The organism is Occallatibacter savannae (assembly GCF_003131205.1).
In the GTDB taxonomy this organism is placed as follows: Bacteria; Acidobacteriota; Terriglobia; order Terriglobales; family Acidobacteriaceae; genus Telmatobacter; species Telmatobacter savannae.
In genome coordinates this window covers 276,594-296,669 of sequence record NZ_QFFY01000001.1, presented here as the reverse complement: position 1 = coordinate 296,669, position 20,076 = coordinate 276,594, and the positions used below count along the sequence as shown (strand labels likewise).

13 protein-coding genes are annotated in these 20,076 nt (G+C 59.7%); 10 read left to right on the top strand and 3 right to left on the bottom strand.

Going from position 1 to position 20,076, the window contains the following annotated elements; all coding sequences use genetic code 11:
• Nucleotide 1: 1 nt before the first annotated feature.
• Nucleotides 2-3,544 (bottom strand): TonB-dependent receptor, encoded by a 3,543-nt coding sequence (locus tag DHV10_RS01305; protein WP_109484517.1) that lies wholly within the window; start codon nucleotides 3,542-3,544, stop codon nucleotides 2-4.
• 537 nt (nucleotides 3,545-4,081) lie between these two features.
• On the bottom strand, nucleotides 4,082-5,650 hold the full coding sequence (locus tag DHV10_RS01300; protein ID WP_109484516.1) for a malectin domain-containing carbohydrate-binding protein: 1,569 nt from the start codon (nucleotides 5,648-5,650) through the stop codon (nucleotides 4,082-4,084).
• Between the two features lie 348 nt (nucleotides 5,651-5,998).
• On the opposite strand from DHV10_RS01300, the gene DHV10_RS01295 reads away from it, so the two are divergent.
• The 6 genes from DHV10_RS01295 (at nucleotide 5,999) to DHV10_RS01270 (ending at nucleotide 10,317) form a co-directional block, all read left to right on the top strand.
• Nucleotides 5,999-6,751 carry a tetratricopeptide repeat protein gene (locus DHV10_RS01295; RefSeq protein WP_162601107.1) on the top strand — a complete coding sequence of 251 codons (753 nt, stop codon included), beginning with the start codon at nucleotides 5,999-6,001 and terminating at the stop codon, nucleotides 6,749-6,751.
• 156 nt (nucleotides 6,752-6,907) lie between these two features.
• Nucleotides 6,908-7,669, top strand: coding sequence for a prolipoprotein diacylglyceryl transferase (locus DHV10_RS01290; RefSeq protein WP_109485646.1), 762 nt, complete (start codon nucleotides 6,908-6,910; stop codon nucleotides 7,667-7,669).
• Complete coding sequence (locus DHV10_RS01285; RefSeq protein WP_109484514.1) at nucleotides 7,653-7,898, top strand: hypothetical protein; 246 nt, start codon at nucleotides 7,653-7,655, stop codon at nucleotides 7,896-7,898. Before DHV10_RS01290 ends, DHV10_RS01285 begins: the two co-directional genes overlap by 17 nt.
• Before the next feature lie 29 nt (nucleotides 7,899-7,927).
• Nucleotides 7,928-8,251 carry a hypothetical protein gene (locus tag DHV10_RS01280; RefSeq protein ID WP_109484513.1) on the top strand — a complete coding sequence of 108 codons (324 nt, stop codon included), beginning with the start codon at nucleotides 7,928-7,930 and terminating at the stop codon, nucleotides 8,249-8,251.
• Between the two features lie 78 nt (nucleotides 8,252-8,329).
• Nucleotides 8,330-8,899 (top strand): hypothetical protein, encoded by a 570-nt coding sequence (locus tag DHV10_RS01275; protein ID WP_109484512.1) that lies wholly within the window; start codon nucleotides 8,330-8,332, stop codon nucleotides 8,897-8,899.
• Nucleotides 8,896-10,317 carry a radical SAM protein gene (locus tag DHV10_RS01270; protein ID WP_109484511.1) on the top strand — a complete coding sequence of 474 codons (1,422 nt, stop codon included), beginning with the start codon at nucleotides 8,896-8,898 and terminating at the stop codon, nucleotides 10,315-10,317. The genes DHV10_RS01275 and DHV10_RS01270 overlap by 4 nt, the downstream gene beginning before the upstream one ends.
• 9 nt (nucleotides 10,318-10,326) lie before the next feature.
• Here DHV10_RS01270 and DHV10_RS01265 read toward each other — a convergent pair whose 3' ends face one another.
• Nucleotides 10,327-10,560: a DUF2905 domain-containing protein gene (locus tag DHV10_RS01265; RefSeq protein ID WP_239461240.1), complete on the bottom strand. Its 234-nt coding sequence runs from the start codon at nucleotides 10,558-10,560 to the stop codon at nucleotides 10,327-10,329.
• 74 nt (nucleotides 10,561-10,634) lie between these two features.
• On the opposite strand from DHV10_RS01265, the gene DHV10_RS01260 reads away from it, so the two are divergent.
• The 4 genes from DHV10_RS01260 to DHV10_RS01245 all read left to right on the top strand — a co-directional run bounded on the left by DHV10_RS01260 (nucleotide 10,635) and on the right by DHV10_RS01245 (nucleotide 20,063).
• On the top strand, nucleotides 10,635-11,798 hold the full coding sequence (locus DHV10_RS01260; protein ID WP_109484510.1) for a potassium channel family protein: 1,164 nt from the start codon (nucleotides 10,635-10,637) through the stop codon (nucleotides 11,796-11,798).
• 125 nt (nucleotides 11,799-11,923) lie between these two features.
• Complete coding sequence (locus DHV10_RS01255; RefSeq protein ID WP_109484509.1) at nucleotides 11,924-13,765, top strand: phosphoenolpyruvate carboxykinase (GTP); 1,842 nt, start codon at nucleotides 11,924-11,926, stop codon at nucleotides 13,763-13,765.
• A gap of 267 nt (nucleotides 13,766-14,032) precedes the next feature.
• Nucleotides 14,033-18,625: a glutamate synthase large subunit gene (gene gltB, locus DHV10_RS01250; RefSeq protein WP_109484508.1), complete on the top strand. Its 4,593-nt coding sequence runs from the start codon at nucleotides 14,033-14,035 to the stop codon at nucleotides 18,623-18,625.
• A complete protein-coding gene (locus DHV10_RS01245; protein WP_109484507.1) occupies nucleotides 18,618-20,063 on the top strand; it encodes a glutamate synthase subunit beta in 1,446 nt (481 codons plus the stop codon). Before gltB ends, DHV10_RS01245 begins: the two co-directional genes overlap by 8 nt.
• Nucleotides 20,064-20,076: the final 13 nt, after the last annotated feature.

Sequence of the window (20,076 nt, the reverse complement as noted above, 5' to 3'; positions counted from 1 at the left end):
GCTAGAAGATCAATTTTCCGCCCAGTTCGAACGTTCTTGGATCCTGCACACCGCTCACTTCACCGAAATCGCTTCCGCTAAAGTTGTTGCGAATGCCGTTGAACTGCGTGTGGTTAAACGTGTTGAACGACTCGGCGCGGAACTCAAAGCGCGTTCCCTCGGTCATATGGAACGCCTTGTAGATGTTCGTGCCGAAGTTGGTGCGGCCAGGACCTACGACCACGTCGCGGCGCGCACTGCCGAAACCGAGGTTCTTGCCGCCGTTCCACAACGGAAGCGGAGCAGAGAATCCAGCCGGAGAGACCCACTGGTAGTTGCCCTTTGAGTTTCTCGCCTTCGGATATTGCACCTTGCCGTTGAAGTCGGGACGGATGGTGTAGTCGCCACCCAGACCCACCGTGTCGGAGCCGCCATAACCCGGAGCATTGCCGCCAGCCCACGGCAGACCCGTTGAGGCGATCATCGTGCCGGAGATTGTCCATCCACCCAGCACGCTATGAGCGATACCGTTTGAATGAGCGAAAAGCGGAATGTCGTAGATGTAGTTGAGATTCAGGATATGACGACGGTCCAGGTTGCCCGAGCCCTTGTCATACTTCAGGTTGAAAGGATTGCTGACCTGCGTCAGGTCCGCGCTTCCCAGCTGCGAGTCGATCTGGTGCGACCACGTGTAATCGACTTCGAAGCTCAGGCCGTGCCGGCTCTGCTGCCGGAGTCCAACCTGCAGACTGTTGTAGCTGGTGGTCGCCTGGTTAGTTTGTTCGCGAATGTTGTTGTATCCCTGGTAGGTTCTGGTCAGGGTCGTTTCAGCCGTGGTGAGCTGGTTGGCTGCTGCCTTCTTGCGAGTGTCCAGAGTTGTGCTCAACGGGAACTCGTTGATCGGCAGAATGATGTTCTGGTGCCATCCAACATTTCCGACATACTGGCTGGCGAGAATGAGAGACGGAACGATCTCACGCTGCAAGCCGATGCTGTACTGGGCAACACCCGGCGCCGGATAGTTCGGGTCGAGTGTCGTCATGCCTTGCGGCACAACAGGCAACTGAGACTGCGACAAGGCAGCGCCGGTCTGCCAGCTCAGGAATGGGTTTGCAAACGTCACGTTGTTAAGGCTGGGAGCGTTTGAGAACGGTGCAGCCGTAGCAATGTTGTAAATGTCGTTGCCCTGCATGCGCTCGAAGAAGGTCCCGAAACCTCCACGGAGCACGGTCTTGCCATTGCCCGTAAGGTCGTACGAGAAGCCAAGTCGAGGCATGTAGGTATCGGAGTAGTTCTTCACCATTCCGCGAGTTGTGCCATTCTGGCCGGCAATGGTAACGCCATTCAGATAGAACTGCGCACCCTTGTAGGTCTGAAGACCGGCGCTGACCTTGGGGCAATTCGTTGTTACAGCCGTGCAGAATGCACCCGTGGTCGCATCGACGGAAGGAGCCAGAGCGGCCTGATACAGCCGCGGGTCAAAGCTGGCCAGGAAGTTATTGCGTTCCCATGCGTGCGGCAGTGCGTCGTAGCGGATGCCGTACTGCACGCTCAGGCGGTTGGTGACATGCCAGTTATCCATGGCATATGCCGAAACCGTCTGATTCACATAGTGGCGAATGTCCTGCTCCTGGAGCTGGGTGTAATTGGTGCTGAGACCGAGAAGGAAGTCGACATAGGAATCGCCGGTAAGGCCATCCACGGTCGGCTTGTTGTTCTTCACGTCCCAGTTGTCGGCGAAGTTGAAGTTGCCATTCGTGTTTCCGAACAGCTGCTGATTCTTGATGTAGCGGTTGTACCCGCCACCGAACTTCATTCCGTGTTTGCCGTGGGTGACCGAAAGGCCGAAGACCTCGGCGTAGTCAAATGCTGCGTTCTTCCAGGGCTGCGACCACGGATCGAACTGCGTGCCGTACGAGCCGAGCTGGATGGTTGGCAGACGGTTCAACGCATTGGCTGAAGCCGGGAAGAATGAAGAGCCAGTCCAGCCTGAGGGCTTGGTAAACGACGGGCCCGATGGCTGAATGTTGATCTTGTTGCCGTCAAAGTTAAAAGCGGCTTCAAGAAGCACGTTCGGCGTCATAGAACCGGTCAGCTTGATCACAGAGCTCCAGGACGGGTTGCTGAAGTTTGAGCCGACTGTCGGATAGCTGTCGCCGCTCCACATCGATGTGGCATAGGTCTGGCTGACCGAGTCGCCGATGTAGTGACCGAAGAGCTGCCACTTGTCGTTGATATTGTGATCGATACGGAACAGTTCCTCGCGCACGTTGGTCGGCTGCTTCGAAGACATCGAGACCAGATCGCCCGCGGTGTTGGCCTTCGGAATCGCGCCTGTGCTCATGAACTGCAGAGCCACGGGATCCAGCAGGTTCGCCTTCACAACGTTGCCCGGGAATGGCTGCCCCGGAACCAGTCCGCCGGCAGCGATCGCGGCGGCGAGTGCGGTACCCGGAGCCGGCTTCGGAACGACGATCTGGTGGCCCGAGTTATAGGCCGGAGCGACGTAGGTGAAGTCCTGTGCGGACGTGATGTAGTTCGACGCCGGAATAGTGTGAATGCCGGCAGGAGCGCTTCCCTGCACGATTTTGCGCCATTCCTGGTTGTAGAAGAAGAACGTGCGCTGCTTGTTGGTGTTGTAGACGTTCGGAATGAACAGCGGGCCGCCGATGTTGCCGCCGAAGATGTTCAGCCGCAGTTCCGGCTTGGCCTTCGTGGTCTGGGTTGCCGCATTGTAGTCGAAGTAGTTGTGCGCCTGGATGGCGTCGTTGCGGACAAACTCCCACAACGTGCCATGGAAGTTCTGCGACCCTCTCTTGATCGACATCGAAACGGTGCCGCCTGAAGAGATTCCGTAGTCCGGAGGATAGTTGCTGGCAAGGACCTGAAATTCACCCAATGCATCCTGCGAAGGCATCATGGACGATTTGCCGCCTGATCCGCGATCGTATGCTTCGCCGCCGTCGATGAGCCAGATATTGTGAGCCTGGTTCAGGCCGTTGAAGCTGATTGCGAAGCTCGAGCCAACCGATGTCGGAGTGTTCGAATCCGGCAGGTTGCCGCTGACGCCGAGGCCCAGTGTTGCCAGCGCAACAACGTTGCGGTTGGCAGTTGCGAGTTCGGTGATCTGCTGCTCGCTGATCAGAGTGCTGACGACGTTGGAGTCGCTCTGCACCGTCAGTGCGTCCGCTTGTACCGTGATTGTGGTGGATTCCGCGCCAACCGTGAGCTTGGGATCAACACGGAAAGTAGCCGATACGTTTACGACGATTCCGTTTTGCACGAAGGTCTGAAAACCCTTCGCGGCCACTGTCATGTTGTAGGTTCCAGCGTTCAATCCGGCCAGTTCATACAGTCCGGTCTCGCTGGAGGTAGTGTTCTTCGTTGCGCCCGTGGCTGAATCTGTCAGGGTGATGTTCGCGCCTGGAATCACTGCCCCTGACTGATCCGAAATGATGCCGGTGACGTTTGAGTTCGCCTGGCCGAATAACTGCATGCAGGCGAAAACGAACATCAGTGGCAGAAGGAGAAATACCCAGCTTCTTCGACTGGTATTGTCTTGCATCTGACTCTCCTATTCCGAAGTGATACTGCTCTGTTGTGGCAGCCTGGGAACGTGCGATCGTGCTTCCCCGTGGTCGGAATCTCGGCTCCTTACCAAAATGCTGGTGAAGCTCGCACTCTCCCTCAGGCCGCAGCCTGGCTAAAATTTGGCTTCAGCTTTGTTCAAAAGCTCTTGCCTGATAACTGCTGACTGCAATGAGAAAAGCAGGTGCAAATACAGTCCATCTACAGAAATCCCCTCAGCAGTTTCTCGTCCTGGGATCTACCTGTAGGTGGCCCGTACCACACCTGCCTAAAACGTTTAATTAAACCCTACAAACGCTACCGCACTTCCAATGCGGCGTCAACTTCACCGGTCACAAATCGGACTGAGCGATATGCAATGTGGATGTGGCGCTGCACCAACGGGGATTAGTGGCGGTAACTTAGTTAAACTAAGCTATAACTAACATCACATTCACTCTAGGTCGGAGTTTATCGCGATCAAAATCAGCGACTCACGCTTTTGATCTACCGCTCATCAACTGCAGATGCGAGCTCACTGTTCTTTGCGTTCCGGAAGAACCTCAAGACCCACTAAAGTGGCATGTCCCACAACCGGAACAAAACTCAGCAGCAGTTTTCCCTGCGCGTTGGGTTCCATCCCCGAAAATCGCTTCACGACTACGTCGGTCTTGCCGGCTTCTGAGACGACATTGAAGTTCGACAGCAATGCTCGACCGTTGCAGAACACATTGAACACGTTCGAGACAAGATCCGCCGTTTCACTGGTCGGCTCTCCCGGCCTGCTATGCCGAGCCGCAAAGTGCAGCACGACGGAGTAGCGCCCGGGCGTAACAGGAACCGCATAGGAGAAATTCCCCCAACGCTCGGTCTCGTATAGCTCCGGATCGTCGGTTCCCGTTACCTCCTGCGCGTACGTTGCAAGCTGACCGCCTTCAAAATAGTTGTCGGGACTCCACCAATGGCTGTCGTTCGAGTAGTACGGAGACTGCCGCGCCAGAACCCTTACAGGACGAATGTGGCCCTTAAGGCCGGGCAGAATCTCGATGGCGGAAACCATGGCGGGCCGGCCGTCTTCCCCGGAGAACTCCAGATGAACTGTGCCATCGCTCGCGGGCTGCAATCCGCCAAAGACCTTCACGTCCGCCATACCGCTCGCGCCCGCATCTCCCACCACGTCGAAGTGTTTCAGCAGAGTCTGCCCATTTGCCTTCACAGTCATCAGGCGATTGCCCTCTCCGCCCGTTCCGGTCGCATCAGGACCGTACACAGTTTCAGCAAAGTGCAACCTCAGTTCGTAGAGTCCGGCTTTCAAGGGAATGTCGTAGCGGAACTGGCCTTGTCTGCTGGTTCTGTAAAATCCGGACTCCAACGTTCGCCCGATGTGCAGAACCGAACTCTTCACGGCGGCTCCGCCAGTGAATCCCACATCCGCGCTCCAGAGCTTGCCTGCGTGGTCCACAAGGCTTCGCGACGCTCCGGCAAGAATACGAATTTCTTCGCCCGCGGGCGGACCGAAGTGGCCGTCCGGAGAATCGGCCTGAAGCTGGGCACCGTTTGTGGGAGCAGTCGTGCGCTCCTCCACACGGTGACGGGTAAGCATATACGTCGTGCCCACAGCCGCAATCACCAGCCCCGCGATCCCGGCGCCGATGAACCATGGAAGCCCTTTGCGGCTATTCTGCACGAACGCGCTCTCCGGCGGAGCCGCAAGCTCTCTTTCCTCCGGCGCCGTGCGACGCAGCTCGAAGCGCGGAACATACTGCCCTACCGGGATCGTGATCTGCAGTGCGTGCGACGCGCCCGCGCCGCTGTAGTAGTCGGCCAGGCGCTTTCTCAGCCTGTTCGCCTCAACCCGCACGATGGAATCGGACTCCTGATCGAAAGAAGGAGCGCGGTTAAATACTTCCAGCGCGATCGAGTACTCCTTAATCTGGTGGGCCTCTCCCGCGAAAAGCTTCTCGCATAAATACGAAAGCAAGTGAGCAAGCCTCGGCGCACGCACGAAATCCTGCGAGCGCAGCACTGCCTGCAGCTCCGCGCGTTGCGATGCTGTCTCGACCGTCTCTGCGCCTGCAGCGGCCATCTCGCTCCTGCCTTCCATGGGTTCCTGCACTACATATTCGCGATCGCACCCATCTTAGTTCCACTCTTCGGTTCCCAGCCGGTATTAACCGTGTAGTTAGCGGGCTCTTTTGCCCATGTAACGGGGTTTAACCCCGGGGAATCGAGGCTAAACGCCCCTCCAGCGCCCCGGGGCTTCCTTGCAGAACACCCATGCAGGCAGGCAGATAGGGATGAACGGCGACCGTATGGTACGTCCCGCAACCGTCAGGTAGCAGGTGTAGCGTTGTTCCCGCACTTCGCCTGGCGTTTACTGAGCTGGACGTGAGCGGTTCGAAGACATCGATCGGCAGGGTCGAGCGAGATGCTCCGTATGAGAGGTAGAACGATGCGCACACTCTTCGCCTTAATCGCGGTTACCAGCCTGGCGTTCTTTGCGGCGCCGGTACTCAGAGCGGAATCTGTACTGGACCTGCCGAAACCCGATGCCCTTCAAATTTCAAAATCGGCAGAAATGAGAGGCGACCTCGAGCGGGTCCACAACAACTTCATCCTGGCGATCAACTACTACCAGCAGGCGCTCCGCGCCGATCCCCGCAACCCGGCCGTCCTCAACAAGCTCGGAATCGCGGAACTGAAGATCGGCGATCGCGGTCCGGCTCGCAAGCACTTCAGCCAGGCGCTCAAATACGATCCGCGCAACATATCGGCGCTGAACAATCTAGGCGCCGTCTCGTACCTCGATAAGAAGTACAAGAACGCCGTGAAGTATCTGAAACAGGCGCTGGAACTCGATGAGTCGAGCGCGCCGGCTCATCTCAATTTGGCCGAAGCGTGGATGGGCATGAATCAAATCGATCGCGCCATGACCGAATACGCCCGCGCTCTTGAACTCGATGCGGACATCCTGAGCGATAGCGCATCCGGAGTCTCGGCCCGCGTCAGCACGCCCGAACAGCGCGCCCGCGTCAACTTCCTGATCGCCAAAGCGTATGCGAAGCGCGGCAACATCGACGGCGCGCTCGAGTATCTGCAACGCGCGCGAGACGGGCGCTTCCCGGAGATGGGACGGGTCTACAAGGACCAGGAATTCGCCATGCTCTGGACCGATCCTCGTCTCGAAAAGATTGTGAAGCGGTAACTACACCTGCCCCGCTGCACAATCACGCCCCGCCGCGAGCAATCGCAGCGGGGCGTGCTGTCTGTGAATCCAGAAGCGGAAAAGCTTCGCAGTCCAGCCGGGCTCTTGCCATCCGTCAAAAGATCCTTCATCTCTCCCCTCGTATACTGGGCCGAAATGATCCCGATCGGTTCGCATCCTCTGTGGCACCCCATCTTCGAAACCTTGGCCTATGCTTCGGGGTACGCTGCATTTCGTCGGGCCCGGGAGAGGCAGGGCGACATCATCCCCGAGTCGCAGCGGTGGACCGTGATTGCCGCCGCCGCAGTCGGGGCGCTGCTGGGCAGCCGCATCCTCGGGATTGCAGAGCAGTGGCCTACGGCTCTCAGCGCCTTCCGTTCGGGGCACATCATCGCCCTCCTGTTTACGCCGGGAGGCAAGACCATCGTCGGCGGCTTGCTGGGGGGCTGGCTCGGCGTCGAGATCGCGAAACGGGTCAGCGGAATCCAATCACGGACTGGAGATCTATTCGTGATTCCGCTTTGCTTAGGGATCGCAGTGGGGCGGGTCGGATGTTTTGTAGCGGGGCTCTCCGATGATACGTTTGGAAAGCCGACGCAGCTGCCGTGGGCAGTAGACTTTGGCGACGGGATCGGACGCCATCCGACCCAGCTTTACGAAATCATCTTTCTGGCCATATTGGCATTTGCGCTGAGCCGACTAGCCTTTCTTCCCAATGGGCAGCGCTTCCGGATATTTCTAGCTGCGTACCTGGGCTGGCGGATCGTAATCGACTTCTTCAAGCCGCAACCGCTCGTCGGCGGAATGAACGTGATTCAATGGGCATGCGCAAGCGGCCTTGCTGCGCTGGCCGTCTTCTTTTTGAACGATCTGCGAAATCTGCGCGGAAGGGCCTCGAACGATGCGGCAATTGCTTAGTCGAATCAACTTCGCAAAACTCTTTTCCGTGCTCGCCATTGCACTGGTCGTCTCCTTGGGAGCGTGCGGACTGACGGCTCTCGTCGCATTTTCCAGGCGGTCGGGAGCGAATGACGCCATGCTTCCTCTCGCAATCGCCGAACTGGTGCTGATGGTGCTTTCTGCTGCCGGCTTAGTCATTACGTTCATCTTGTGGGTAATCGCCACCATCATGGGCGTTCGCAAGTGAAGCTATCGCGATAAGGAAGGCACATCGTTATGAGCTTTCAAAGCTGGTGGCAACAAAAGAGCAGGCGGGCCAAGGCGATCGCGATCATCGCGACAACACTCATTCTGCAAATCGGTCTGTGTTTTGGGACCCCGGCCACCGTTTCCTGGTCCGACCAAACCCTGGGCACACACTTGAACCACAACTACGACGCTTTGGGTTACATGATGGTCGAGGCTCTGCTGGCCGGCGTTGTCTTCCTGGTCCTGATAGCATTTCTGATTTTCTACCGACCATCCGACGGTGCTGCCGCAACGTCAGGCACTACGCCCGCCGGTGAATCAGCAAACGATACGGATTCAGACAGGTTTTAGCTTTTCCGCGGAGAGGGTCACTTTGCAAAGTGTCACACACGTATCCCGAGGGGCCATTTCATTCTCTACCATTCCGGCATGCTGCGAAAGAAGCTGCTGGCGCTCGGATGTGCAGTTGCAATCGTCGGAGTGGGGGCGTGCTTCCTTCCGCCGGAACACGTCGCGCCTCCCCCGCTGCCGCCCTATCTTGGACATATCCGCACCTTCTCAGTCGAAGTTCAGGATGCGTCCGGTCAGGACGTCATCGATGGCGGCGCGATGAGCCGGGAAGTAGTCTCGAACTTCAATCAGCTGTGGAAGGAATTCATCCTTCGCGCGAGACAATCGCGGACCTCCAGCCCAAATGACCCGATCCTTCGAATCAAAATCGTTCGGAAGTCGGCGTCGATCTTTCACGTTACTGACCGGAGGCAGGAATGGGCCTTCGATCTGAAAGCGTCGTCAACACTCACAGCTTGCGATGGCCGCCTGCTGTGGCAGAACCCGGAACAGAATACGAAGTTCAGAATGGCGTTCGACAAAGGCCTTCCCTCAGATGGCTGGAACTCCAGGGAAGTACGGCATGAAGCCGCTTACTGGCTGGCGATGGATTTAGGAGACTCGTTCTATGGTCTGGATCTCGGTACTCATCAAAGAAGCGCTCCATGACTGACAAACTGCGCCCTTATCTTTTCTACGATGTCGCGATCTCTGTTTGCTCCACTTGCTACCGCCGCGTCGATGCCAAGGTCGTCTTCGAAGACAGTAAGGTGTGGATGCTCAAGCGCTGTCCCGAACATGGGCACCAGCGAGTTCTCGTCGCCGATGACGTCGATTACTATCGCCGTTCGCGCGAAGTCTTCATCAAAACTCCCGAACAGCCGATGGTCTACAACACACCCGTCAAGTACGGCTGCCCGTACGATTGCGGTCTCTGCCCTGACCATGAGCAGCACAGTTGCCTGACACTCGTTGAGATCTGCGACGCATGCAATCTCACCTGCCCGATCTGTTACGCCGGAAGCGGCCAGCACCGGACAGAGTTCCGCTCCCTCGATCAGTTAGAGGCGATGCTCGACTGCGTGGTGCGCAACGAGAAGCAGCCCGATGTCGTGCAAATCTCCGGAGGCGAGCCTACGCTGCATCCCGACTTCTTCCGCGTTCTGGAGATGTGCAAGGAGCGCCCAATCCGGCATTTGATGGTCAACACCAACGGGATCCGAATTGCGCTGGACGCCGACTTTGCCAAACGGCTCGCGCAGTTTATGCCCCAGTTCGAGGTCTACCTGCAGTTCGACTCTTTGCGACGAGAACCCCTGATGCAGTTGCGGGGCGCGGATTTGAGAAGCATTCGCGAGAAAGCTTTGGAACGCCTGAACAATTTGGGGATCTCTACCACCCTGGTGGTCACCGTTGAGCGGGGCGTCAACGACGACGAGCTTGGCTCGATCATCGACTTCGCGCTCCAACAGCCCGCAGTCCGCGGCGTCACGATTCAACCGGTGCAACAGGCCGGCCGCGTCCAGGGCTTTCAGTCAGCGCATCATCGGCTGACCCTTACTGAAGTTCGCCGCCGCATTCTCGAGCAAACCCAAGTCTTTCGGCCCGAGGACCTCATTCCCGTTCCCTGCCATCCCGATGCGCTTGCCATGGCCTATGCTCTCAAGCTTGACTCGAAGGTGGTTCCGCTTACGGGAATGATCCCGCCTGAAATCCTGATCGACGGCGCACGCAACACAATCGTGTACGAGCAGGAAGCCGGGCTGCGCGATCATCTGTTCAAGCTTTTCGCGACGAACCACTCGCCGGCCTCGCAGGCCTCTACATTACGCGAGTTGCTGTGTTGCCTGCCCAAGGTACTTCTCCCGAAGAATCTTGGTTACAAGAACCTCTTCCGCGTTCTTATCGTGCAGTTCATCGATGCGGAAGCGTTTGACGTACGCAGCGTAAAGAAGAGCTGCATCCATATCGCTCACCCGGACGGAAAACGCCTCATTCCCTTCGACACTTTCAACATGTTCTATCGTGGCGATCTCGAACATACCCGCCTTGCCCGCCTGCGGCACATCGAAGCCGGAGTTGTCTGATGAAAACGCCTATCTCCGGAATCGCGAGATCAAGTAGAAGATCACCGAGAGCGCTACGCTCACCAGAATCGATGTGCCCAGCGGAAAGAACACCGAAACGTTCTTGCCACGGTAGGAGATGTCGCCAGGCAGGCGCCCCAGAGGCACTCCGAAGCGCGAGGCAAGTAACAGACCGGCTCCCACGATCGCAAGCAGGACACCCAGTCCGAGAAGCGCTTTGCCAGGCTCCGCCACTATCGGCATAGGATACCCTGAACTCACAAAGGGTGGTTTCAACTCGACCACCCTTTGCCCCGAAGAGGTCGAAGCCGAGATCGATGCGCACCCTTACTACCTTCGCCGGTATCCTTTGCATTCTTATCGTTCTCCTCGATGCTTTTCAGACGGTCATTCTGCCGCGTCGCGCAGCGGGGCGCCTGCGCCTCACGCGCATCTTCTACATCGCAACGTGGGTTCCGTGGCGCGCCGTGGCGATGAGCATCACGCATCCGCGAAAGCGCGAGACCATTCTGAGCTTCTACGGACCTCTCTCGCTGATCTTTCTGCTCATCGTGTGGGCCTGCGGCATGGTTTTCGGCTTTTCGCTGATCTACTACTCGCTTGGGAATCCCTTCAACGACTCATCGCGCCAGCTCAGCTACTTCTCTGACCTCTACGTCAGCGGAACGAACTTCTTCACCCTCGGCCTTGGCGATGTCACGCCGCATGGACAAATTGCCCGCGTCCTCTGCACGCTTGAAGCGGGAACAGGTTTCGGCTTTCTCGCCGTCGTCATGGGCTACTTCCCTGTTCTCTATGGCGCGTTCTCGCGGCGCGAGGTCAGCATCTCTCTGCTTGATGCCCGCGCAGGGTCTCCGCCGACTGCAGCCGAGCTCATGCGGCGGCACTCCTTCGAGGGTTCTGAAGTAGAGCTCTCCACGCTGCTCACCGAGTGGGAACGCTGGTCGGCCGAGCTGCTCGAAAGCCACATCTCCTACACGCTGCTCTGCTACTACCGCTCGCAGCACACCAACCAGAGCTGGGTCGGTGCGCTCACCGCAATTCTCGATACCTCTGCCCTGCTCATTGCGGGAGTCCGCGGGCATGAGGCGCGTCAGGCGCAACTCACCTTCGCCATGGCCCGACACGCGCTGGTCGACCTCGCGCAAGTCTTCTCGCTCACTCCAGCGCAGAATGTGCCCGACCGCCTTCCTCCCGAGCGTTACGAACGGCTCTACTCGCTCCTATGCCAGAGCGGCGTTAGTGTCTGCCGTGACGGCCAGTCTTATGAGCGCCTCCGCAACCTGCGCGCCCTATATGAAGGCTATGCAGCCTCTCTCAGCGACCACCTCTGCATGCCCCTCCCACCATGGATCGCCGAGCAGCCGCACAAAGACAACTGGCTGGCGGTAGCGAAGGTCCGCAAACAGGCGGAATCCGAGGGTGCCGGGATCGAACCGCACAACCTTGCCGAGGTCATCGACCAGCACCACGAGTTCTGAACCTCGGGCTGTACCCGCCATCACACCCGTGCATCCAATCGGCAATGTACGATGGCTCAGACCCTTCCATCACTTGTGTCTAATTAGATAGCCTGTAAACCATAGGCGGGAGCACGACTACCCATATGAAGAACTCTGTTCTGCATCACGAGCACCCCTCTACCCAGACGCCCCCTACAACCAATAAACATCTGATTCGCTGGGTCGAAAAGATGGCCGAGCTCTGCCGCCCTGACTCCATCCACTGGGTAGATGGCTCCAAAGAGGAGTACGACTTCCTCTGCGATCGCCTGGTGGCCGCCGGCACCTTTACCCGCCTCGATGAGAAGAAGTGGCCCGGATGCTTCTACGCCCGCTCCGCTCCTAATGATGTTGCCCGTGTAGAAGACCGCACCTTCATCTGCTCCCTTTCAAAAGACGCCGCCGGACCCACCAACAATTGGGAAGACCCCTACGTAATGCGCCGCCGGCTCAAGCAGCTCTTCAAAGGCTGCATGCAGGGCCGCACCATGTACGTTCTGCCCTTCAGCATGGGCCCGGTCGGCTCCCCCATGTCCGGCATCGGCGTTCAGCTCACTGATTCCCCCTACGTCGTCGTGAACATGCGCATCATGGCGCGCATCGGCGCGCCCGTCTTTGCCGAGATCGATAAGGACGAGAAGCGCGTCGTTCCGTGCATGCATACCGTCGGCGCTCCCTTGAAGCCCGGACAGCAGGACGTGCCTTGGCCATGCAATGACACCAAGTACATCGTCCACTTCCCTGAGACACGCGAGATCTGGTCGTACGGTTCGGGGTATGGCGGCAACGCCCTCCTCAGCAAAAAGTGTTTCGCTCTGCGCATCGCCTCCAACATCGCCCGCGACGAAGGCTGGATGGCCGAGCACATGCTCATCCTCGGCGTCGAAAGCCCCGAAGGCGAAAAGACCTATGTCGCCGCGGCGTTTCCGTCGGCTTGCGGCAAGACCAACTTCGCCATGCTGATTCCGCCCAAGGCAATGGCGGGATGGAAGGTATCGACGGTCGGTGACGACATCGCGTGGCTCAAGCCGGATGCCAAAGGCCAGCTTCGCGGAATCAACCCCGAAGCGGGCTTCTTCGGCGTCGCTCCCGGCACCAGCGCCAAAACGAACCCAGCCGCCATGGCGGCGCTCTCGCGCAACTCCATCTTCACCAACGTCGCACTCACTCCCGATGGCGGTGTGTGGTGGGAAGGAATGACCGAGAAGGCCCCAGCGGAGTGCCTCGACTGGCGAGGCGATAAGTGGACGCCCGCGATCGGCAAGAAGAACGGCACCACCGCTGCGCATCCCAATGGCCGCTTCACCGCGCCCGCGTCGCAATGCCCCACCATGGACCCAGACTGGGAATCGCCCGAAGGCGTACCCATCAGCGCCATCATCTTCGGCGGCCGTCGCACCCACACACTGCCCTTGATCTACCAGGCGTTCAACTGGTCCAGTGGCGTCTACATCGGTGCAACCATGGGTTCTGAGACTACGGCAGCCGCCGCCGGAGCCGTCGGTAAAATCCGCCGCGACCCCATGGCCATGCTGCCTTTCTGCGGCTACCACATGGGCGACTACTTCCGGCACTGGATCAAGATGCAGCGCGGCCTCGACGCCACTCCTCGCATCTTCCAGGTCAACTGGTTCCGCAAAGACGAGAGCGGCAAGTTCCTCTGGCCCGGCTTCAGCGAGAACATGCGCGTGCTGCGCTGGATCGTCGAGCGCGTTCAAGGCCATGGGCGCGGCCGTGAAACCCCGGTCGGCTGGGTTCCCAGATACGAGGACATCGACTGGTCCGGCCTCGACTTTCCGCGCGAAGAATTCGACGAATTGATAAGAGTGGACCGCGCGGCGTGGCGTAAGGAAGTGATTGCGCACGAAGAGCTCTTTATCGAGCTCCACGATCACCTGCCGCCGGAGATGATCTACGAGCGCGAACTGCTGATTTGCAAGCTCTGACCTCTTCACTGACCCCGCACGCGGAAAACGTGCGTCGCATTGTGGAAAACAGGGGCGAAATTCACTAATCCTGCAATTCGGGATTGGTGCGTCGAAATTTCAGCTATCATTAAAAGTTCAGCACTAACCCCATGTGCACCGGCCTGCCACGACAGGCCACTGGACTAACCGGCTGTTCCCAATTTGGTGACGCCTCGCTGATTGTGTCTTTGCCGTTCACGACAACTGGATTGCTTGATCGACCTTATTCCATAAGAGAAGGTACCAATGCAGACATCGGATCATCGCCTTCGTATCCCCGATCCTCAAGGCCTCTATCACCCGCGCAATGAACACGATGCGTGCGGCATGGGTCTTGTCGCCAGCATTCGCGGCGAAAAAAGCCACGACATTATCCGGAAGGGACTTGAGGTTCTAATCAACCTCACCCATCGCGGAGCAGCGGGTTGCGACCCGGAGACGGGCGATGGCGCCGGCATTCTTATCCAGATCCCTCATGTCTTCTTCGCGCGCGAGTGCGGCGAACTCGGCATTCCCCTTCCGGGTCCCGGCGAATACGCTGTCGCGATGGTTTTCCTTCCCGTCGACAAGCACAGCCGCCTGCAGTGCGAGGGCGTGTTTGAGCGTATGGCTGCCGCTGAGGGCCTCAAGGTCCTCGGCTGGCGCGACACCCCGGTCAACGGCGATGCCATCGGCCGCGAAGCCCGCGCCTCGCAGCCCTATATTGAGCAGTTCTTCGTCGGCCGTCCGGACGGCATGAGCGAGGACGACTTCGAGCGACGTCTGTACCTCGTCCGCCGCCGCACCGAGAACGAGATCGCCGACTCCGACATTGAAGAGAAGGAGTTCTTCTACGTTCCCTCGTTCTCCTGTCGAACCATCATTTACAAAGGCCTGATGCTGGCGCCGCAGATTGAGAAGTTCTACTTCGAGCTTGCGAACCCGCTCGTCACCAGCGCGCTGTGTCTCGTTCACCAGCGCTTCTCCACCAACACCTTTCCAAGCTGGAAGCTGGCGCACCCATACCGCTACGTCGCCCACAACGGCGAAATCAACACCATTCGCGGCAACGTTAGCTGGATGAACGCCCGCCAGTCCGTCTGCGAGACTGAGCACTTCGGCGACAAGATCAACGATCTCTATCCCATCGTCACGCCCGAGGGCAGCGATTCAGCCGGCCTCGACAACGCCGTCGAGTTCCTGTTCCAGTCGGGCCGTTCGCTTCCGCACGTCATGGCCATGCTCATCCCCGAAGCCTGGGCAGGCAATCCCGATATGGATGAGGACAAGCGCGCCTTCTACGAGTACCACGCGTCACTGATGGAGCCGTGGGATGGCCCCGCCGCAATCGCCTTTACCGATGGCCGCGTCGTCGGCGCAACACTCGACCGCAATGGCCTCCGTCCGGGCCGCTACATCGTTACCAAGGACGATCTGGTCGTCCTCGCCTCCGAAGCCGGCGTTCTCGATGTTCCCGCCGAGGACATCCGCAAGAAGGGCCGCCTGCAGCCGGGCCGCATGTTCCTCGTCGACACGATTGAAAAGCGTATCATCTCCGATGCCGAAATCAAGAAGACTCTCGCCGCACGCCAGCCATACGGCGAGTGGCTGAAACAGCAGCAGGTCACGCTGGACGCTCTGCCGGAGCCCTCGCGCGTTATCGCGTCGAATCCCGAAACCCTCCTTCGCCGCCAGCGCGCCTATGGCTATAGCGAAGAGGATCTCCGCATCCTCCTCGGGCCCATGGGCTCCCGTGGCGAGGAACCCGTCGGCTCGATGGGCACGGACACACCGCTCGCCTGCCTCTCCGACCGGCCGCAGCCGCTCTTCAATTACTTCAAACAGCTCTTTGCGCAGGTCACCAATCCGCCGATCGACCCGATCCGCGAAGAACTTGTGATGTCGCTCATCAGCTATATCGGAACCGAGCGCAACATCCTCGACGAGAATCCGGAAAATTGCCACACGCTGAAGCTGCCGCATCCGATTCTGTCGAACCGCGATCTCGAGAAGCTGCGCCGCGTCTCGTCCGGCGATTTGCTCGCCACCACGCTTCCCGCGCTCTTCCGCGCCGCAGATGGCGAAGTGGGACTCCGCTCGGCTCTTGACGAGCTCAGCGCACGCGCCGCCCACGCTGTAGCCTCTGGTTACACGCTGCTCATCATCTCTGACCGCGGCGTCGACTCGACCTACGCACCGATCCCCAGCCTTCTCGCGATGGCCGCAGTTCACAACCGCCTCGTCAAAGAGAAGACCCGCACCCAGGTCGCGCTCATCATCGAGAGCGGAGAGCCGCGCGAGGTGATGCACTTTGCCCTGCTCATCGGATACGGTGCCAGCGCCATCAACCCGTATCTGGCCATCGAGACACTGCACGACCTGAAGCGCCGCGGCCTGCTTCCGCACAGCGTCTCCGCCAATCACGCGGAGAAGAACTTCATCAAGGGCATCAACAAGGGCCTGCTCAAGACCTTCTCGAAAATGGGCATTAGCACGCTGCAGAGCTACCGCGGTGCGCAGGTCTTCGAAGCTGTCGGCCTCAATCAACATCTCGTCGAGACCTACTTCCCCGGGACCGCGTCGCGTATCGAAGGTGTCGGGCTTGACGTGCTCGCTCGCGAAGCGCAGATGAAACACGCATTCGCCTTCCAGCCGCTCACCGAATCTGAAACCGAGCTCGTCGTAGGCGGCCATTATCAGTACCGCGAAGGCGGCGAGTATCACCTGCTCAATCCAGCGACCATCAGCAAGCTGCAGCACTCGGTCCGCGCCAATAACGCCACCACCTTCCAGGAGTACACCGACCTCCTCGACGAGCAGAACCGCAACCTCTGCACGCTGCGCGGACTGCTCAAGCTGAAGTACTACGACACAGCGATCCCAATCGAAGAAGTCGAGCCTGCGAAGGAAATCGTCAAGCGCTTCACCACTGGCGCCATGAGCTACGGATCGATCAGTAAGGAAGCGCACGAAACCCTCGCCATCGCCATGAACCGCCTCGGCGGCATGTCGAACACCGGCGAAGGTGGCGAAGACGAAGAACGCTTCACGCGCGACGCAAACGGTGACAGCCGCCGCAGCGCGGTGAAGCAGATTGCCAGCGGCCGCTTCGGTGTGACAACCAACTACCTCGTCAACGCCGACGAGCTTCAGATCAAGATGGCGCAGGGCGCGAAGCCCGGCGAAGGCGGCCAGCTTCCCGGCCACAAGGTCGACGAAGTGATCGCCAAGACCCGCCACTCCATCCCTGGCGTCGGTCTCATCTCGCCCCCGCCGCATCACGACATCTACTCCATCGAAGATCTCGCGCAGCTCATCTACGACCTGAAGAACGTCAACCCGCAGGCGCGCATCGCCGTCAAGCTCGTCTCCGAAGTCGGAGTCGGTACGGTGGCCGCCGGCGTATCGAAGGCGCACGCCGACGTCGTCCTCATCTCCGGCGACACCGGCGGCACCGGCGCTTCCCCGCTCAGCTCGATCAAGCATGCCGGCCTTCCCTGGGAGCTCGGCCTCGCGGAAACCCAGCAGGTCCTCCTGCTCAACGACCTCCGCGGCCGCATCAAGGTCCAGACCGACGGTAAGCTCCAGACCGGCCGTGACGTCGTGATCGCTGCGCTGCTCGGCGCCGAAGAGTTCGGCTTCGCAACCACGCCGCTCATTGCGATGGGCTGCATCATGATGCGCAAGTGCCACCTCAACACCTGTTCCGTCGGCATTGCCACACAGGACCCCGTCCTGCGCGCGCGCTTTACCGGACAGCCCGAGCACGTCATCAATTTCTTCTTCTTCATCGCCGAGCAGATCCGGCAGCACATGGCAAAACTCGGCTTCCGCAAGTTCGACGAGATGGTCGGCCGTGTCGACAAAATCGACGCCTCCATCGCAGACGCGCACTGGAAGGCCAAGGGCATCGACCTGTCATCCATCCTCTACGCGCCGACGGTTCCCTCTCGTGTGGCTCGCCGCAAGGTACAGGCGCAGGATCATGGCCTCGACCAGGCACTCGATCACCAGCTGATCGCCAAGGCCAAGCCGGCGCTCGAATCGAAAACTCCTGTGACCGGCAGCTTCGCCATCCGCAACGTGCATCGTACCGTCGGCGCCATGCTTGGCGGGCAGATCGCCATGCGCTACGGCTCGGCTGGCCTGCCTGACAACACGATTCACTTCAAGTTCGAAGGTTCCGCGGGCCAGAGCTTCGGAGCATTCGTGCCCACCGGAGTCACACTCGAGCTTGAAGGCGACAGCAACGACTATCTTGGCAAGGGCCTCTCAGGGGGGCGCATCATCGCCTACCCGCCGAAGACCTCCTTCTTCCTTCCCGAAGAAAGCATCCTCGTCGGCAACGTCGTACTCTACGGCGCGACCAGCGGCGAAGTCTTTCTCAACGGCATCGCCGGCGAGCGCTTCGCCGTTCGCAACTCCGGCGCAACGGCTGTGGTCGAAGGCGTTGGCGATCACGGCTGCGAATACATGACAAACGGCACCGTCATCGTCCTCGGCACAACCGGCCGCAACTTCGCCGCAGGCATGAGCGGCGGTCGCGCCTTCGTCTTTGACGATCAGGGCGACTTCTCCTCGCGCCGCTGCAACAAAGCCAGCGTAGATCTCGAGCCGCTCGTCTCCGATGCCGACGTTGCTGAAGTCCGCGCTCTTCTCGAGCGCCATCGCGACTTCACCGGCAGCCCGCGCGCCGCATGGGTCCTCGAGCACTGGGCTGAGGCGCAGCCGAAGTTCATCAAGGTCTTCCCCCACGAGTACAAGCGCGTCCTCGGCGTAGAACGCGTCGACACCGTCTACTCACCCCCAATTTCTTCCGCGCCTCAGGTTGAGGCAGCAGCCGAGGTGCAGCATGGGTAAAGTCACAGGATTCCTCGAAATCGATCGCGAACAACCGACACGCCGCGATAAAGCCGAGCGCATCAAGGATTGGTTCGAGATCTACGAGCCGTTCCCCGAAGAGAAGCAGCGCGACCAGAGCGCACGCTGCATGGACTGCGGCGTTCCCTTCTGCCACACCGGCTGCCCTGTCAACAACCTTATCCCCGATTGGAACGATCTTGCCTACAACGGCCGTTGGCAGAGCGCGATTCGCCGCCTGCACGCGACGAACAACTTCCCCGAGTTCACCGGACGCATCTGCCCCGCACCGTGCGAAGCGGCTTGCGTGCTTGGCATCAACGCTCCTGCCGTCTCCATCAAGGTCATCGAGCGCAGCATCGTCGAACGCGCATGGGACGAAGGCTGGATTCACCCAGAGCCGCCTGAGTTCAACACTGGCAAGCGTGTCGCCGTCATCGGCAGCGGCCCCGCCGGACTCGCCGCCGCGCAGCAGCTCCGTCGCGCCGGCCACTCCGTCACCGTATACGAGAAAAACGACCGCATCGGCGGCCTTCTCCGCTACGGCATTCCCAACTTCAAGCTTGAGAAGCACGTCCTCGATCGCCGTCTCAACCAGATGCGTGCCGAGGGCGTCACCTTCCTCACAAATGCACACGTGGGCGGCAACGTCCCCGTCGACACACTGACCGGCCACTATGACGCGATTCTTCTCGCCGGCGGCGCTGAACAGCCACGCGACCTCAAGATCGAAGGCCGCGAGCTCAAAGGCATTCACTTCGCAATGGAGTTCCTGCCCCAGCAGAACCGCCGCAACGAGGGCGACACTGTCGATCCCTCGACCGCGATCCTCGCCACCGGCAAGCGCGTGCTCATCATCGGCGGCGGCGACACGGGCGCCGACTGCCTCGGCACGAGCCATCGTCAGGGCGCGAAGAGCGTTCATCAGATCGAGATCATGCCCAAGCCGCCCGAGACGCGCGCAGGCTCGACGCCCTGGCCTCTCTGGCCCCTCCAACTGCGCACGGAAAGCGCGCACGAAGAGGGCGGCATCCGCGACTGGGCCATCAACAGCCTCAAATTCACCGGCGACGAAAACGGCAATGTGAAGCAGGTTCATATGTGCCGTGTGGGTCCGCCTCCGAAGTTCGAGCCCGTCTGTGACTCCGAGTTCACCCACGACGTCGATCTCGTTCTTCTGGCCATGGGCTTCCTTGGCCCGGTGAAGAACGGAATGATCGAGCAGCTCGGCGTGGCTCTCGACCAGCGCGGTAACGTCTCCACCAACAGCGAGTACATGACGTCCGTCGATGGGATTTTCGCCGCCGGAGACATGCGTCGCGGGCAGTCTCTTGTCGTGTGGGCTATCTCTGAAGGACGCAAAGCAGCCGCAGCCGTAGATCGCTATCTGGCTACGAAGCAGCCGGTCGCTGCGCCGCTCCGCCACGCTCACGTGTAACTTCGGCGCTCAA

Bases quoted from the DNA above. Each gene is read 5' to 3' on its own strand.
- DHV10_RS01305 (WP_109484517.1), bottom strand. From the start codon at position 3,544: ATGCAAGACAATACCAGTCGAAGAAGCTGGGTATTTCTCCTTCTGCCA.
- DHV10_RS01300 (WP_109484516.1), bottom strand. From the start codon at position 5,650: ATGGAAGGCAGGAGCGAGATGGCCGCTGCAGGCGCAGAGACGGTCGAG.
- DHV10_RS01295 (WP_162601107.1), top strand. From the start codon at position 5,999: ATGCGCACACTCTTCGCCTTAATCGCGGTTACCAGCCTGGCGTTCTTT.
- DHV10_RS01290 (WP_109485646.1), top strand. From the start codon at position 6,908: ATGATCCCGATCGGTTCGCATCCTCTGTGGCACCCCATCTTCGAAACC.
- DHV10_RS01285 (WP_109484514.1), top strand. From the start codon at position 7,653: ATGCGGCAATTGCTTAGTCGAATCAACTTCGCAAAACTCTTTTCCGTG.
- DHV10_RS01280 (WP_109484513.1), top strand. From the start codon at position 7,928: ATGAGCTTTCAAAGCTGGTGGCAACAAAAGAGCAGGCGGGCCAAGGCG.
- DHV10_RS01275 (WP_109484512.1), top strand. From the start codon at position 8,330: ATGCTGCGAAAGAAGCTGCTGGCGCTCGGATGTGCAGTTGCAATCGTC.
- DHV10_RS01270 (WP_109484511.1), top strand. From the start codon at position 8,896: ATGACTGACAAACTGCGCCCTTATCTTTTCTACGATGTCGCGATCTCT.
- DHV10_RS01265 (WP_239461240.1), bottom strand. From the start codon at position 10,560: ATGCCGATAGTGGCGGAGCCTGGCAAAGCGCTTCTCGGACTGGGTGTC.
- DHV10_RS01260 (WP_109484510.1), top strand. From the start codon at position 10,635: ATGCGCACCCTTACTACCTTCGCCGGTATCCTTTGCATTCTTATCGTT.
- DHV10_RS01255 (WP_109484509.1), top strand. From the start codon at position 11,924: ATGAAGAACTCTGTTCTGCATCACGAGCACCCCTCTACCCAGACGCCC.
- gltB (WP_109484508.1), top strand. From the start codon at position 14,033: ATGCAGACATCGGATCATCGCCTTCGTATCCCCGATCCTCAAGGCCTC.
- DHV10_RS01245 (WP_109484507.1), top strand. From the start codon at position 18,618: ATGGGTAAAGTCACAGGATTCCTCGAAATCGATCGCGAACAACCGACA.